This is a genomic window from Limosilactobacillus antri DSM 16041, assembly GCF_000160835.1.
In the GTDB taxonomy this organism is placed as follows: Bacteria; Bacillota; Bacilli; order Lactobacillales; family Lactobacillaceae; genus Limosilactobacillus; species Limosilactobacillus antri.
The window spans coordinates 641,029-656,295 of sequence record NZ_GG700732.1 but is presented as its reverse complement, the minus strand read 5'-3'; the positions used below and the strand labels follow the sequence as shown (position 1 = coordinate 656,295).

General features: G+C 53.0%; 13 protein-coding genes. 9 read left to right on the top strand and 4 right to left on the bottom strand.

Annotated features, from left to right (window positions below; genetic code table 11):
- Positions 1-43: 43 nt before the first annotated feature.
- Both HMPREF0494_RS03185 and HMPREF0494_RS03180 read right to left on the bottom strand, forming a co-directional pair.
- Positions 44-1,348, bottom strand: a complete 1,305-nt coding sequence (locus HMPREF0494_RS03185; protein WP_040458715.1) for a replication-associated recombination protein A — start codon at positions 1,346-1,348, stop codon at positions 44-46.
- A complete protein-coding gene (locus HMPREF0494_RS03180) occupies positions 1,345-1,833 on the bottom strand; it encodes a YueI family protein (protein WP_007123490.1) in 489 nt (162 codons plus the stop codon). The genes HMPREF0494_RS03185 and HMPREF0494_RS03180 overlap by 4 nt, the downstream gene beginning before the upstream one ends.
- A 95-nt stretch (positions 1,834-1,928) precedes the next feature.
- Between HMPREF0494_RS03180 and yaaA the strand changes: the two genes are divergently transcribed.
- The 5 genes from yaaA to HMPREF0494_RS10755 all read left to right on the top strand — a co-directional run bounded on the left by yaaA (position 1,929) and on the right by HMPREF0494_RS10755 (position 8,807).
- Entirely contained in the window at positions 1,929-2,675 is a 747-nt protein-coding gene (gene yaaA, locus HMPREF0494_RS03175; protein ID WP_007123489.1) for a peroxide stress protein YaaA, read from the top strand.
- Between the two features lie 155 nt (positions 2,676-2,830).
- On the top strand, positions 2,831-4,024 hold the full coding sequence (locus tag HMPREF0494_RS03170; RefSeq protein ID WP_007123488.1) for an NAD(P) transhydrogenase subunit alpha: 1,194 nt from the start codon (positions 2,831-2,833) through the stop codon (positions 4,022-4,024).
- Positions 4,025-4,041: 17 nt separating this feature from the next.
- The gene (locus tag HMPREF0494_RS03165) at positions 4,042-4,374 is read left to right on the top strand and encodes an NAD(P) transhydrogenase subunit alpha part 2 (RefSeq protein ID WP_007123487.1); all 333 of its coding nucleotides are present in this window, start codon (positions 4,042-4,044) and stop codon (positions 4,372-4,374) included.
- On the top strand, positions 4,374-5,789 hold the full coding sequence (locus HMPREF0494_RS03160) for an NAD(P)(+) transhydrogenase (Re/Si-specific) subunit beta (RefSeq protein ID WP_040458714.1): 1,416 nt from the start codon (positions 4,374-4,376) through the stop codon (positions 5,787-5,789). Before HMPREF0494_RS03165 ends, HMPREF0494_RS03160 begins: the two co-directional genes overlap by 1 nt.
- A gap of 195 nt (positions 5,790-5,984) precedes the next feature.
- Positions 5,985-8,807, top strand: a complete 2,823-nt coding sequence (locus HMPREF0494_RS10755) for a BspA family leucine-rich repeat surface protein (protein WP_007123485.1) — start codon at positions 5,985-5,987, stop codon at positions 8,805-8,807.
- Positions 8,808-8,994: 187 nt separating this feature from the next.
- On the opposite strand, the gene rpsD is transcribed toward HMPREF0494_RS10755, so the two are convergent.
- Together rpsD and HMPREF0494_RS03145 are read right to left on the bottom strand one after the other, a co-directional pair.
- Positions 8,995-9,600, bottom strand: coding sequence for a 30S ribosomal protein S4 (gene rpsD / locus HMPREF0494_RS03150; protein WP_040458713.1), 606 nt, complete (start codon positions 9,598-9,600; stop codon positions 8,995-8,997).
- Between the two features lie 187 nt (positions 9,601-9,787).
- Entirely contained in the window at positions 9,788-10,255 is a 468-nt protein-coding gene (locus HMPREF0494_RS03145) for a GAF domain-containing protein (protein WP_007123483.1), read from the bottom strand.
- 122 nt (positions 10,256-10,377) lie between these two features.
- On the opposite strand from HMPREF0494_RS03145, the gene ezrA reads away from it, so the two are divergent.
- From ezrA to fucP, 4 genes are all read left to right on the top strand, one after another.
- Complete coding sequence (gene ezrA / locus HMPREF0494_RS03140) at positions 10,378-12,072, top strand: septation ring formation regulator EzrA (RefSeq protein WP_007123482.1); 1,695 nt, start codon at positions 10,378-10,380, stop codon at positions 12,070-12,072.
- 297 nt (positions 12,073-12,369) lie between these two features.
- Positions 12,370-13,293, top strand: coding sequence for a ribokinase (rbsK, locus tag HMPREF0494_RS03135; RefSeq protein ID WP_007123481.1), 924 nt, complete (start codon positions 12,370-12,372; stop codon positions 13,291-13,293).
- Positions 13,294-13,303: 10 nt separating this feature from the next.
- Positions 13,304-13,699, top strand: a complete 396-nt coding sequence (rbsD, locus tag HMPREF0494_RS03130) for a D-ribose pyranase (RefSeq protein WP_007123480.1) — start codon at positions 13,304-13,306, stop codon at positions 13,697-13,699.
- Between the two features lie 17 nt (positions 13,700-13,716).
- Complete coding sequence (gene fucP, locus HMPREF0494_RS03125) at positions 13,717-15,078, top strand: L-fucose:H+ symporter permease (RefSeq protein ID WP_007123479.1); 1,362 nt, start codon at positions 13,717-13,719, stop codon at positions 15,076-15,078.
- Positions 15,079-15,267 lie beyond the last annotated feature (189 nt).

The window sequence follows — 15,267 nt, the reverse complement described above, 5'->3', positions numbered from 1 at the left end:
AATTTTCAATTCTTATGTTAGCATCTTTTAGCTGCTGAGGCAATTATTTCGCCGGGTGGTGGTGACCAGCGAGACCGTGCTGTTGAGCGTGCCGCAGCTGCCAGTACTGCTTTCCCAGGGCCTGTTCAAAGCGGCCGTTTTGCTTGGGCTGGTAATACTGGGCATCCTTGATCCGGTCAGGGAGGTACTGTTGGGCCACCCAGTCCTGGGGATGGTCATGGGGGAACTGGTAGTCGACCCCGTGGCCGAGCCGCTGGGCACCCTTGTAGTGAGCGTCCTTCAGGTAGGCCGGGACGTCGCCGAAGCCGCCCTGCTTGACCTGGGTCAGGGCCTGGTCGATTGCCGCAATTCCGGAATTTGACTTGGGTGAGAGGCAGAGCTCAATCACCACGTCGGCAAGGGGAATCCGTGCTTCCGGCAGGCCAACCTGCTGGGCCGCTTGGACTGCGGTGACCGCCCGTTGGACCGCCGGCATATTGGCCAGCCCGATGTCTTCGTAGGCGATAACCATCAGCCGGCGGGCGATTGAAGTCAGGTCCCCTGCTTCAATCAAGCGGGCGAGGTAGTGGAGGGCCGCGTCAACGTCCGACCCGCGGATCGACTTCTGAAAGGCGGAGATGACGTCATAGTGGGCGTCCCCGTCCTTATCGGCGCTGAGCGCCTTTTTCTGGACGCTTTCTTCAATCACCGGCAGGGTCAGGTGGATTTTGCCATCCGGTCCCGGATCGGTGGACCGGGCGGCCAGTTCAAGGCCGTTGAAGGCGCTGCGCAGGTCCCCGTTTGTCGCCCGGGCCAACTGCTCTTCGGCGTTGGCCGCTAAGACCAGGGGCATTTTACCGAGCCCCCGTTCCTTATCGGTTAGCGCCCGCGCAATCGCTACCTTAATGTCGTCAATGCTGAGGGGGTGGACGGGAAAGATCTGGGTCCGGCTGCGAATAGCCGGGTTAATGCTGATGTAGGGATTTTCGGTCGTCGCCCCAATCAGGACGATCCGCCCGCTCTCCAGGTGGGGGAGGAGGAAGTCCTGTTTGGCCTTATCCAGGCGGTGGATTTCGTCAAGCAGGAGGATGACGGTTCCGCTCATCTTGGCTTCCTCGGCCACGATCTGCAGGTCCTTCTTACTGTCGGTTGCGGCGTTGAGCTTGCGGAAGGCGTACCTGGTAGAACCCGCAATCGCACTGGCAATGCTGGTTTTCCCGGTCCCCGGCGGGCCATAGAGGATCATTGAGGAAAGCATCCGGGCCTTAACCATCCGGGAGATGATTTTACCGGGGCCGACCAGGTGCTGTTGGCCGACTACCTCCTCAAGTGTCCGGGGCCGCATTCGGTAAGCAAGTGGTTCCATTATTGTCCCTCCCGGTGAAAGAGGCGGTGGAAAAAGCCGCCGTGCTGCTTGTTCTTCGTCGCCGCTTTTGTTGCAGGTCCGCTGCTTGCCAGCTGGGGGTAGCGTTTTTTGACGTCAACCGGGCTTTGGTAGACGGCCTCTTTGGCGGCCACGACAACGGCCAGGGAGCGGGGGTCGGTCTTAAATTCCGGGTCGGTTTTCATGGTGAAGTTCGCGCCGGCCTGAGCCGCTGCCCTGACGTAGGGGCGGATCTCCTCGTGGGGCAGGTTGCCGTTTAAGAAGACCAGCCTGCCGTACCCCCGCTTAAATTCGGCAGCCAAGGCGGCGACCCAGCTTTGTTCGTGCAGCTCGGCCACGCTGATGGTTAGGCAGACCCGCTCCCGAAAGGTTCCCAGGTAGCGGCGCTGCTCGTCGGGTTTGATCTGCGGGGTGCCATAGATTCCATTATCAAGGCGCTGTTCCACCGCTGATTTTTTCTCTGCTGTCACGTAAACTCCTCCTTAGTCAGAATAATGATTTTATTGTACCATTATGGGGAAGAAGAAATCCCGTTTGACGGCTTGCAAAGGAGCACTGATTAGCGATGAAAATTATTATTGCCCCCGCCCGTACGATGAAAATTGATGAAGATAGCTTTCCCTACCATGACCTGCCCGAATTTTTGCCAGCGACTAAGCAGATTTTGGCCTGGATGCGGTCGCTAAGTTACGAAGAGCTTCACCGGCTGTGGTGGAATTGCAGTACGCGGCTGGCGGAGAAAAATTACCGCTGGCTGCAGGAAATGGACTTGGAACGCGGGCTCACTCCGGCCATCATTGCTTTTACCGGCCTGCAGTACCAGCACATGGCACCGGACGTGTTTTCTGAGCAGGGACTGCGCTACGTAGAAGACCACCTGCGGATTCTCTCCGGCTTTTACGGCCTCCTGCGCCCCTTTGACGGCATTGTTCCCTACCGGCTGGGGATGGGCGACCGGGCCCGGGTTGCGGGGACGGCCAACCTCTACCAGTTCTGGGGACGCCGGCTGGCAGATTCTCTGTACCAGGATGACCAGCTGGTCTTAGACCTGGCGTCCGTTGAATACGAGCGGGCGGTCCGGCCCTATTTGACCGGCCGCCAGCGGCTGGTCAAGTGTGTCTTTGGCGAAGAAGTGGCGGGCAGGGTCAAGCAAACGGCTACCCGGGCGAAGATGGCGCGGGGGACGATGGTTCGCTACCTTGCAGAGAATAACATTACCGACCTGGCGGGGGTCAAGGAATTTACGGTCGGCGGCTACCGTTTCCGCCCTGAGTTATCGACGGCGGATTGCCTGGCTTTTACCCGCAATTAAAGTATTAGCTAAGCAGAATCAGTCCATCGTGACTGATTTTTTTATTGAAAACGAATAAAAATTGCAAAAATGTCATAAAAGGTGTGATTTAAAGCACAAAGTAGACTATTATTAATGGTGAAAGCGGTTGATTATCAAAATGAGGAGGAATCAGTATGGCAATTACAATTGCAGCGCTAAAGGAAGCGCCGGCCGAACACCGGGTTTCTTTAGTGCCAAGTGTTGTTAAGAGGTTAATAAAGCAGGGCTGTCAAGTACTCGTCGAACGGGGCGCTGGTGCCGCAGCCAACTTTGCTGACCAGCAGTATGAAGAGGCGGGGGCCAAGGTCGTTGACCGGTCCGCCGCCCTCGCACAGGCCAACTTGCTAACGGTCGTGGATCGCCCGGACGAGGACACGCTGGGCCAATTAAAGGAGCACCAGGTAATTCTGGGCCTGCTCTCCCTGTCGGTCGACCACGATGTCGCCAAGCAGCTAGCGGAAAAGCAGGTAACGGCCCTGTCCTTTGAGCTGCTGCCGCGGACGGTTTCCCGGGCGCAGAGTATGGATGCCCTGAGTTCACAGTCCTCGGTTGCCGGCTATAAAGCGGCCCTGGTCGCTGCGGACCACTTCATGCGCTATTTCCCGATGATGATTACCGCCGCCGGGACTGCGAAGCCGGCGAAAGTGCTGGTCTTAGGAACCGGGGTTGCCGGCCTGCAAGCCATCGGGACCGCTAAGCGTTTGGGTGCGATTGTTTCCGGCTATGACGTGCGGCCAGCCTCCCGTGGGGAAGTGGAATCACTGGGGGCCAAGTTCCTGACGAGTTCCGTTTCCGCTGCCGGCAAGGGCGGCTATGCCCGTCAGCTGACCAAGGAAGAGCAGCAGCAACAGCAGGATGAACTAGCCGGCTTCATTGCGGATAGCGACATTGTAATCACGACGGCTCGGGTTCCCGGGAAGAAGCCGCCAATGCTGGTTACTGAAAAGTCCGTGCAGGAAGCCGCACCAGGCTCGATCTTCATCGACATTGCGGCCAGTGACCTCGGCGGCAACGTTGCCGGTTCAAAGCCGGGTGAAGTGGTAGAAACGGCTAACGGGGCCAAAATCGTTGGCGCGGACAACCTGCCGAGCGAGCTTGCAACCAGTGCTTCCGAGATGTACTCCAAGAACGTGCAGGCCGTTATTAAGGCGCTGCTGAATAAGGATGGCGAGATTGAAATTGACACGACGGACGACGTAATGTCCGAACTGGTTGCCACCCACCAGGGGGAAGTCATCTCCGGCCGTCTGCGGTCGCAGCTGGGCCTGCCTGAACTCAAGAAGGCAGAGGCACCGGCTGACAAGTCAGACCAGCAGGAGCAGAAATAAGAAGGGGGAGCGATTTTATGAGTGAGCAATTATATTCTAATTTAGCGATTTTTGTTTTAAGTCTCCTCGTCGGTTTTGAAGTCATGAGCAAGATTCCCGCAACCTTGCAGACACCGATGATGTCAGGCGCAAACGCGATCCACGGGGTCGTTGTCGTGGGGGCCTTCGTGGTTGCCGCAGAAGCCAACAGCTGGGGCTTTTACGTCCTGGCCTTCCTGTGTGCGTTCTTTGCGGCCGTTAACGTTGCCGGTGGTTACACCGTAACCGACCGGATGCTAGGAATGTTTGACCGTCCGAAGGCGGGCCAGGCCCCGGCAAAGGACGGCAAGCAGGACGGAGGTGAACAATAATGACTGGATTACAAACCTGTTCATCATTAGTTTACCTGGTTTCGGCCATCTGCTACGTCATTGGTGTCCACCTGATGCGGTCGCCAAAGACCGCCCGGAAGGGGAACGGCCTCTCGTGCCTTGGGATGGCGCTGGCGGTAATCATGATTATCATCACGATTATTGCTGATGGCAAGATTACTGCGGCTGGCTGGATTGCACTGGTTGCCGGTTTGGCCCTCGGGATCCTCTACGGGGTTATTAAGGCCCGCAAGGTCAAGATGACCGACGTTCCCCAGCTGGTTTCCCTCTTTAACGCCGTTGGTGGTGGTGCCGCGGCCGTTATTGGGGTCTTTGACTACTTGCAGGTAGCAAACGGGACGCGCCTGGGCTTGATCCTGTCGATTCCAGTGGTTTTGGACGTAATTATCGGGGGTACTACTTTCTCCGGTTCGCTGATTGCTACTGGTAAGCTAGCGGGACACGTTTCCGGCAAGCCGATCACCTTCCCTGGTAGCCGGATTTGCAACGCCCTGTCAATTATTGCCATGATCGTGGGGGCCGTTTGGATGATCGGTTTCCCACAAAACTACTGGGCGCTGGTTCTTGAATTAGTTGCTGCCCTGGTCTTCGGTCTCCTGATGACCTTGCCAATTGGCGGTGCTGATATGCCAGTGGTTGTTTCGCTGTTGAACGCCTTCACCGGGCTGGCCGTTGCCTTTGCCGGTTTCGTAATTGACCACCAGGTTCTGATTATTGCCGGGGCCTTAGTTGGGGCTGCCGGAACAATCCTGACCCTGCAGATGGCCGAAGCGATGAACCGGTCCGTGGCCAACATCCTCGCCGGGGGCTTTGGTGGCGGTGCCAGTGATGGTGGCGCTGCTGACGACGTGCCGGTTAACGTTAAGGAAACCTCTGCCGATGATATTGGCCTGCAATTGGCCTACGCCCACAACGTGATGATTGTTCCTGGTTACGGTTTAGCCGCCGCCCAGGCCCAGCATGAAGTGGCCGAATTGGCGAAGCTGCTAACTGACCACGGAATTAACGTCAACTATGCCATCCACCCGGTTGCGGGGCGGATGCCAGGACACATGAACGTCCTGCTGGCGGACGTTAACGTTCCGTATGAGGAAATGAAGCAGATGGACGAAGCCAATTCGATGTTTGAAAACACCGACGTTTCCCTGGTCATCGGGGCGAATGACGTTACCAACCCGCTGGCGCGGAAGTCGGGCAACGCCATTTCGGGGATGCCGATTTTGGACGTCGATAAGTCGAAGTCGGTTGTCATCATCAAGCGGTCGATGCACCCTGGTTATGCCGGGATTGCCAACCCGCTCTTTAGCGATGACCAGACCCGGATGTTCTTTGCTGATGCCAAGAAGGGGCTGAAAGACATTATCGCTGCTGCTAAGCAGTACCTTGATGAATAATAGTAGGCTCGTCTGATTATCGTAATAGTGGACGCCGCGCAGAGGTTCATTTATGACTTCTGCGCGGCGCCCTTTTTTAAGCTTAGGACCCTTTTGCGCCACTAACTAAAAGTAAGGCTATGAGCGCAGGCAATTTATGCTAAAATAAACGAGATTTTACACATTAAATGTAATAATGCATTGAGGAGAGTAATTATGGTTTCAAAAAGTAATCGCAAAGTGATTAGGCAACGGGCTGGTCAGGCAGTACCGAAGTATGCTTTACGGCGGCTGAGTGTTGGTGTCGCATCGGTCTTGCTTGGAACGACGGTCTTGCTGGCGGGGAGTCAGCAAATCGGCCATGCTGATACCCAGGCTGATGAGGGGCAGAACGCCCAAGAAGTGATGACCAACCAGCCAAATGAGGTAACGGCCAAAGAAACGAATCAACGTTCTAATCAAGCAACTTTGCAGCAATCGGCTGCGCAGGCGCCCAAGCAAACTCAGCAAACGTCTGGTGCCAGTGCTTTGCCTGCTAACGAGCCAAGCACCACACCAGCACAAGCAAAGCAGGACGTTGATGTTGCTAACTGGCAGTACCAGGCGACTGCTGATGGCCTTCAGCTCACCGGCTACACCGGGACCACACCCAACATTGTTATTCCAAACAATGTGGACTTCGAACTGGCTGGTAAGCTAAATCAGGGTCAAACGGTTCAAATTACTAAAGACGTAATCGCAAGTTTGCTAGCTACTAACCCAACGACCCTGGCCGTTTCCACGACGGGGGATGGTAAGATTATCGCGGCCGGAAGTGACTGGAGTAACGCCTTTGGCGGTTCAATTATTTATAACGGCAACCTGGTAATGCCGGATAAGTTGACTTCCTTAGATCTGACCGGGTTAGATACTAGTCAGATTACAAATATGAGCGGGATGTTTTCCGGGCACCGTCAGCAGGCTTTGCGGACCATTACTGGCTTAGACCACTGGGATGTTAGTCACGTCACTAATATGGCGAGAATGTTCAATGACGATGATAATTTGCAAAGTGTTGGCGACCTCAGCCACTGGGATGTTGCTCAGGTGACTGATATGAGCTTCATGTTTGATGAGACAGCGATGCAATCAGTTGGCGATCTGAGTAGTTGGCAGGTCGGTAACGTCACCGATATGAGCGGGATGTTTGCCGACACCAAGTTGCAGTCAGTCGGTTTGTTAGACCAGTGGCAAGTGCATAATGTCCAAAGTATGTTTAGGATGTTTGATGGGGCAGCTTTGCAGAAATTGGATTTGACAAACTGGGATGTTAGTCAGGTTCGCGACCTATCACACCTCTTCGCCTCATCGGCATTAACTCAGATTGGTTCATTGGACCGTTGGGACGTTTCCAAGGCGACGACCATGGAGTTTATGTTTAATGCTACCAAGTTCACCGATATTGGCAATTTGGATCAGTGGCAGGTCGGTAATGTGACGAATATGGGTGGTATGTTTGGCGGTTCGAACCTGACCAACGTTGGTGAATTAGCTAATTGGGATGTCCACAACGTAACGACAATGTATTCCATGTTTAACGGTTGCTCGTTAAAAAAGTTAGACCTCAGCAAGTGGGATGTCGCGAACGTTACGAGCATGACTAATATGTTCCATAACAGTGCCCTTACTGACTTAGGCGATCTGAGTAATTGGCAGGTCGGCAACGTCACGAACTTCTCGTCAATGTTTGACGAATCAAAGGTTTCAACGTTGAATATTTCTAATTGGGACTTCGCTAAGGCAGTCCGGACGACGGCGCCATTTCAAGGGGTAAGCAAAATGTTTGCCAATAACAGGGTGCCAAAAGTGATCATCGCTAATCACCTGCAGAATGTTCCCTCAACGTTTGAAATTGCTGACTTTAACGCACAACACCAACGAGACAGTAGCAAGCTGGTTGTAATTACTGATAATGATACTTTGCTTAATTTGAAGGATCGGCAGATTCCAAACGAGTTGACGTATCAGGACCAGCAGCAAGAAGTGACTGAAACGGCCCCGACCTTCTACCAGTCGAACGGCTCTAATGATGCGCACGCGATTGTGTTAAAGCAGGTTCAAGCCCAAGCAGCTGCTTTCTTAACAAACCATCCTGAATATAATGGGTACACGATTGTTAATCAGGATACGGCCACTCCGGTTGAACTGGCAAACGCCACCATTCAGTTAACGAAGGCGCCACAAAAGGTTCAAGTGGTCGGCTATGATGACGTAACGAAGCAGGCCATTACAGGTACTAGCCTAGATAGTGATGACCAGCAATTAGATGGCTCAATTCGCCAGTTAATTAATGATTTGAAAGCCCGTTACTACGTCTTTACTAATCAAGTCACGGTTGGTCATGCAGATGGTGAAGACTACCCGTTTGAATTATTAATGGTTGCTAGTGATGGCCAGGCTCAAGTTCCAACCTACTACGTCCACTTTAACCATGGCACGCAGTCGACGGCTGAAACGAAGACCGTGCGGCAAACCATTCACTACGTGTTTGCTGATGGCACGACCGCGGCACCTGACCAGGTCAAGCCAGTGACCTTTACGCGGACCAATACTGTGGACCTGGTTACGGGAAAGACAACTCACGGTGCCTGGTCAAATGACGGCAGTTACACCTTTGCGCCAGTAACCAGTCCAGCCATTCCGGGCTACACGCCAAGTCAAGGTGAAGTTGCTAGCCAAGTGGTTACACCAGCCAGTGCGGACCTGGTAACGACGGTGGTTTACGCTAAGGATCAGCCAGTGACGCCAGGTCAACCTGACGACCAGCCAGTACCGGGCGGTCACGAGCAACCGCAGACGCCAGTTAATCACCAGCCCCAAGCGGGCCAGGCACAGCCAAAAGCAGTGCCGACTATGGCGACGGCTCAGCAACCAGCTGCTAAGAAGACCGCTCATCAGCAATTGCCACAAACCGGGAATGATCACGGTGAAGCCTTAACAGCATTAACGTTAGTGGCGTTCACGAGTATGCTAGGGCTGGGACGGAAGAAGCGAGATTAAGTACGGAAACACGGTTAGTGAATGGATTGCTAAGTTAAGAATCGAATGACGTGCTACGCAATGAGGCCTAGAGCTCGGCAAAACCGAACTCTAGGCCTCTATTTTGTACTCTCTAAAGACTAGCTTTAAAATAAAAAAACGGCTGAGTTAATACCCAGCCGCTTTTTCGTTAAGCAATCAACTAAGATTACTTGTTGTAGAATTCAACGATCAGCGCTTCGTCGATGTCGGCATCCATGTCCTCACGGGCAGGAATCCGGTTCAGCTTTCCTTCCAGCTTGTCGGCGTCAAAGTCAACGTATGAAGGACGGGAAACAACGGCATCAACAGCGTTCTTGATGATGTCCAGGTTCTTGGACTTTTCACGAACGGCGATGACCTGGTTAACATCAACTTCGTATGAAGGAATGTCAACACGCTTGCCATCAACAGTGATGTGACCGTGGTTAACCAGCTGACGGGCCTGACGACGGGTAGTAGCCAAACCAAGACGGTAAACCATGTTGTCAAGACGGCGTTCCAGCAATGCCATGAAGTTAGCACCGTGGGTACCTTCCTTGATCTTGCCGGCACGAACGAAGAGGTTCGCGAATTGCCGTTCAGTCATACCGTACATGAAACGCAGCTTTTGCTTTTCACGCAGTTGCGTACCATATTCAGAAAGCTTGCCGCGGCGGTCACGACCGTGGTCACCAGGGGCGTATGGCCGACGTGCTAATTCCTTACCAGTACCAGAAAGTGAAACGCCAAGGCGACGTGAAACACGCCAGCTTGGACCAGTATAACGAGACATAAATGAATTCCTCCAATATATTTTCTTGGAGTAAAATAATCCGATTGTGAGCTTGACATTCGTGCAGGCTGATTTGAATTGTTCACCCTTGCAGCTGGGTTACTAAAAACACCCTTCGGCACCAGTCTGTTGACGAGCTTGCCCCTCACTGCTGCATTATTTTACACAAAATATAGAATACCATGACCTACGCCGCTTCGTCAATGGCTTTCATGATAATCGCCGCGCTTGTGGTCATGGTGGCGACCAACTGCTTATCGAAGCGGTCTCGCACTGGGGCGTCGAGGTCTAAAACGCCGTACAGGCTGCCGTCCTGCCTGACCAGCGGCACGACTAATTCAGATTTGGCCGCGGCGTCACAGGAAATGTAGCCGGGGTACTGGCTGACGTCGGCAACAACCTGGACTTTGCGGTCCTGGGCGGCCGTCCCGCAGACCCCCGCGCCCATTTTAATGTGCATACAGGCAACCCGTCCCTGAAATGGGCCGAGGACGAGCTCGTCATTGGCGTGGTCGTATCGGTAGAAGCCGACCCAGTTAAGCTGGTCGACGGTTTGGTTAATCAGTGCACTTGCGTTGGCCAGAATCGTGACGGGGGAGTGTTCATCCGCGAGCAGGCTCTTCAGTTGGCTCAGCATCAGTTGGTCATTGTTCATCGAGAATTCACCGTTCTTTCTTAAGATCAGCACCAGCAAGGCGGTGCTACTATGGTATAATTTTACTAGAAGATTATACCATTGGCAGCAATTGTCAACTGGTTGAATAATTAGGTGGGGTAATGATGTTTCAAATTTTAATTGCGATTTTAGTTCTTGTCCTGTTGCTGTTGCTGGGAATTGTATGGTTTCAGCGGCGGGCAGTCCGGCAAATCGGTGAGTTACAAGCGGTCAGCACGCACCTCGGCAAGCAGCCGCTGGCGGATGAATTAAAAAAGGTTCAGCAAATGCAGCTGGTCGGGGATGCCCAAGACCAGCTTGCAAAGCTGCAAAAGGAATATGACCGCTTAGCCCCAGCCATTAAGCGGCTGAACAAGCAGGGCGCTGACCTCCAGGCGGCCGTTAAGACCAACCAGCTTTTGACAATCAATTCGGCCATCAGCGACTACCGCACAGAAATTGAAAAGACGAGTAAGCAGGCGGACCGCTTGCAAAAGCAGCTGCAGACCTTGCAGCAGCAAGAAGCGAGCCACCATCAGGCTGTTGACCAGTTGAAGCAGCGTTACCAGCAGTACCACCAACAACTTGACGACAAGAGCTTTGAATATGGCGAGACGGTTGACCAGCTGAACGATCAGCTGACGGCATTGGAAGCACGCTACACTAAGTTTGCTGATCTGACGTCCAAGGGCGACCTGGAGGCGGCTCAGGAAATTTTGACGGACCTCCAGACCGCCAACCAGGACTTTGCTGAATTGCTGGAGAAGGTTCCCAAGCTATATAAGCCGTTAGCAACCGAATTCCCCGACCAGCTGGCGGAACTAAAAAGCGGCTACCAGACTTTGACCAAGCAGCACTACCGCTTTACGGAAGGGGACCTGGGGCAAAAGATCGACCAGTTGCAGGCGAAGTTAACCCAAACCGTTAAACTGCTGAACGACCTGCAGGTTGACGTGGTCGAACAAGCCAACCAGGACCTCTCGACGGAAATTGACCACCTCTACGACGTAATGCAAAAGGAACTGGACGCCAAACCGGAGGCCCAGCATCTGATGAAGGTAATGGGTGAGTTTATCAGTCACGCCCGCCGCCAAAACGATGAACTGACGAAGGAACTAAAGCGGCTGAACCTTAGTTATACCTTCAACCACAACGAAATTGAGTCCGCTCGCCGGCTTGATGAACAGATCAAGACAATTGATAAGGACTACCAGCGGGATGCCCAGGCAATCAAAGATCAGCAGGCGCTGTACAGCCAAATCCTTGCTACCCAAAAGGCTAACCAGCAGGAGCTGACCGCAGTCGAAGAGAAGCAGGGAGAAATTAACGATGAGGTTGCCAAGCTCCAAACCGATGAACAGCGGGCAAAGAAAATGCTCCAGCGTTACTCGGTCGACATCCGGACCGTTAAGCGGCAGGTTGAACGGCTGAACCTGCCCGGCCTACCAGCGGACTACCGCGACTACTTTATGGGGGTCAGCGACGAGGTGAAGAAGTTAGCTGCGGCGCTCGGCCAGTATAAAGTTAATATGGATGACGTCACGAAACAGTTAATCATGGTCGAGGCGGATCTGGAGACGCTCCACACCAAGACTAATGACCTCCGGGACAGCGTTGAGCTAACGGAACGCCTGTTGCAGTACGCCAACCGCTTCCCGAATGACGAGACGGTCGAAAAGGCGGCTCAGGAGTCGCGGCGCCTGTTTGGCGAGTACGAGTACGCAAAGAGCCTGGAAAAGATCGGCACGGCCCTGGAAGAGGTCGAGCCGGGGTCCTTTAAGCGTCTCGAGGATAGTTACTATAACGAACATCATTAAGATCGCTCTGTGAACAGTAATGGCCCGTAGCATTTCAAATCAGAAATGCTGCGGGCCATTTAAATTTAAACGACAAGAAAAATTAAAATTTCACAAATTATTTTGCTGGCGGTTTAAAGCAGTGAATTAGCGGGATTTTTCAATAAAACGGTTTACCTAAAACTTTGTGAAAATATATATTTGACCGGTTAGTGCTCTTGTAAAACGTTTTAATTAGCGCTATTATACAAAAGGTCATCTTGAAAACGTTTTTATGAAACGTTAGATTATTTTTTGTTTGAAATGGAGGACTAAAAGATGGTTAACCATGTCGTGGTTCTGGGCAGTATCAATGTGGATACTACCTATCACGTGAACCGTTTCCCGCAGCCCGGTGAAACAATCGCTGCGCAGAGTAAGAGTTCAGCTCCCGGTGGCAAGGGGGCTAATCAAGCCGTAGCTGCCGCCCGTTCCGGTGCGCAAACTGTATTCGTCGGGGCCGTGGGTTCCGATAACGAAGGCCAGTACATGCTGGAAGCGCTGAAAGAAAATGATATTGATACTAGTCATATCAACATCGACAAGTATCATGGAACGGGGAGCGCGGCCATTACCCTGGACGCCAATGGTCAAAATGACATCATGGTCTATGGTGGTGCCAACCAGGCGATGCAGCCAGGTGAATTTGGCGACCTGTCTGAGCTGCTTGCCCACACGGACTTCCTGATTGCCCAGTTTGAAACACCGCAGGCAGTGGCTCTGGACCTGTTCAAGCAGGCAAAGGAACAGGGGGTCACCACGGTTTTGAACCCCGCACCAGCTCACGAAATTATGCCGGAACTGCTTCAGTACACGGACGTGATTGCACCGAATGAAACTGAATGTGCGTTGCTGACGGGGATCGAACTCACGGATGAAGCGTCAATGCTCAAGAGTGCGGACTACTTCCGTGAACGCGGGGTTAAGCACCTGCTGATTACCTTGGGTGACCGGGGCGTCTTTTACGCCACTCCTAACGGTCACGGTTTAGTTCCCGCCTTCAAGGTCAAGGCAGTTGACACGACGGCGGCTGGGGACACCTTTATCGGCGCCCTGTGTTCCCAACTGGAAAAGGATCTGGCAAACGTGGAGGATTCACTCCGTTACGCACAACGGGCTTCTAGCCTGACCGTGCAACGGATGGGTGCGATGCCATCAATCCCAACCGGTGAAGATGTTAAAGCAGCATTGAAGCAAGAATAGGAGAATAGTGATGAAGAAAACTGGAATTTTGAATTCAGAAGTTGCCGCAATGGTTGCTGGAATGGGCCACATGGACTGGTTGTCAATCGGGGATGCCGGAATGCCAGTCCCAGCCGACACCAAGAAGATCGACCTCTGTGTCGATAAGGAGCTGCCGAGCTTCATGGACGTTTTACAAAACGTTCTCAAAGAGCTCAAGGTGCAAAAGATTTACCTGGCGGACGAAATCAAGGACCAGAATCCACAGCAGCTGGAAAATATCAAGGCGGCGCTGCCAGACGTGGAAATTGCCTTCATGCCGCACAGTGAGTTAAAGAAGAGCCTTTCAAAGACCCATGCCTTTATCCGGACCGGGGAAATGACTCCGTACTCCAACATCATCCTCGAATCAGGCGTTACATTCTAAACAAGGAGAGCTAGAAAATGGATAAGGAAAGAAAACAGAGCTGGATTCAGCTTCCTGACGGTTACTTGAACCGGACCCCAATCTTTCAATTTGTAATTTTATGTTTAATTTTTCCACTGTGGGGTGCCGCAGCGAGCCTAAACGATATTTTAATCACGCAGTTTAAGACCGTCTTTACTTTGAACGACACGGCGACGGCCTTTGTGCAGAGTGCCTTTTACGGGGGTTACTTCCTGATGGCCATCCCGGCATCGATCTTGATTAAGAAGACCTCCTACAAACTTTCAATCTTAGTGGGACTGCTCTTCTACATCATCGGGTGTGGAATGTTCTTCCCGGCTTCCCACGTGGCGACGTACAGTATGTTCCTGGCGGCGATTTTCGCCATCGCCATCGGGTTGAGTTTCCTGGAAACTTCCTGTGATACCTACGCCACGATGTTCGGTCCCAAGGCCCAGGCCAATATGCGGCTGAACATCGCCAACGTCCTGATCCCGCTGGGGGACATTACGGGGATTATCCTCGGTAAGTACCTGATCTTCGGTGAAGGTGGCAACATTGCGGATAAGGTCAAGGGGATGACCGCAGCCGAGGCCGAAGCGTTTAACGAGCACATGCTCCAGCTAACTTTGCGGCCGTATAAGTACATCCTGATTATCCTGATTATTATCTTCATTGTCCTGGCATTGACGAAGATGCCGCGGGCCAAGGCTCTGGCGGCTGGCGCTAATGGTGAAGCCGGTGCGGAGGCACAGGAAGACCAGCCAAGCATTCGGGAATCATTCCACTACTTGTCGCACAACAAGCGGTATATGAAGGGGGTTCTCTGCCAGTTCATCTATGCCGGAATGCAAACGACGGTATGGTCCTTCACCATCCGGCTGGCCCTGCGGATTGACAGCCACATTTCCGATGCCGACGCTTCGACCTTCATGATTTACAGTTACGTTGCCTGGTTCTTCGGGAAGCTGGTGGCGAACTGGTTCCTGAAGCGGTACTCGATCACCAAGGTCCTGACCTGGTTCTCACTGCTCGGGACGGTTTCTCTGGTAATTACCTTTACCGTGCCAAACATGACGGCGGTTGTGGCAGCCATCGCCACGAGTTTCTTCTTTGGCCCGGAATGGCCAACGATTTACGCCCACACCCTGGACCAGATTCACGAAAAGAAGCACACTGCCATGGGTGGGGCCTTCATCGTGATGTCCCTGATTGGTGGGGCCATCGTGCCAACCATCCAGGGCCGGGTTTCCGACCTTTCCGGTTCGATGCAGTTGTCATTCATCGTGCCAGCAATCTGCTTCGCACTGATTACCCTCTACTTCTGGACGGAACACCGCTACGAATTAGCGCACCCGGACGAAGTTGAAGAACACTAAGTTTTGATAAAACAAGGGAGTGGGAAATAACCTCCTCGACAAGGCGTATGGCTAACCTAGAACGATAGTTGGCACGGAACGGGCCGGCTATCGTTCGTAGGCAAATAGCCTTGCTGCGCGGCGTTAGACACTAGCCTTGTGGTTACGACACGAAGTTAGCCTGTAGGTTTTCCACGTTATCTTTGTAAG

Bases quoted from the DNA above. Each gene is read 5' to 3' on its own strand.
- HMPREF0494_RS03160 (WP_040458714.1), top strand. From the start codon at position 4,374: ATGACTGGATTACAAACCTGTTCATCATTAGTTTACCTGGTTTCGGCC.
- ezrA (WP_007123482.1), top strand. From the start codon at position 10,378: ATGATGTTTCAAATTTTAATTGCGATTTTAGTTCTTGTCCTGTTGCTG.
- HMPREF0494_RS03145 (WP_007123483.1), bottom strand. From the start codon at position 10,255: ATGAACAATGACCAACTGATGCTGAGCCAACTGAAGAGCCTGCTCGCG.
- rbsD (WP_007123480.1), top strand. From the start codon at position 13,304: ATGAAGAAAACTGGAATTTTGAATTCAGAAGTTGCCGCAATGGTTGCT.
- HMPREF0494_RS03165 (WP_007123487.1), top strand. From the start codon at position 4,042: ATGAGTGAGCAATTATATTCTAATTTAGCGATTTTTGTTTTAAGTCTC.
- rbsK (WP_007123481.1), top strand. From the start codon at position 12,370: ATGGTTAACCATGTCGTGGTTCTGGGCAGTATCAATGTGGATACTACC.
- yaaA (WP_007123489.1), top strand. From the start codon at position 1,929: ATGAAAATTATTATTGCCCCCGCCCGTACGATGAAAATTGATGAAGAT.
- fucP (WP_007123479.1), top strand. From the start codon at position 13,717: ATGGATAAGGAAAGAAAACAGAGCTGGATTCAGCTTCCTGACGGTTAC.
- HMPREF0494_RS03170 (WP_007123488.1), top strand. From the start codon at position 2,831: ATGGCAATTACAATTGCAGCGCTAAAGGAAGCGCCGGCCGAACACCGG.
- HMPREF0494_RS10755 (WP_007123485.1), top strand. From the start codon at position 5,985: ATGGTTTCAAAAAGTAATCGCAAAGTGATTAGGCAACGGGCTGGTCAG.
- rpsD (WP_040458713.1), bottom strand. From the start codon at position 9,600: ATGTCTCGTTATACTGGTCCAAGCTGGCGTGTTTCACGTCGCCTTGGC.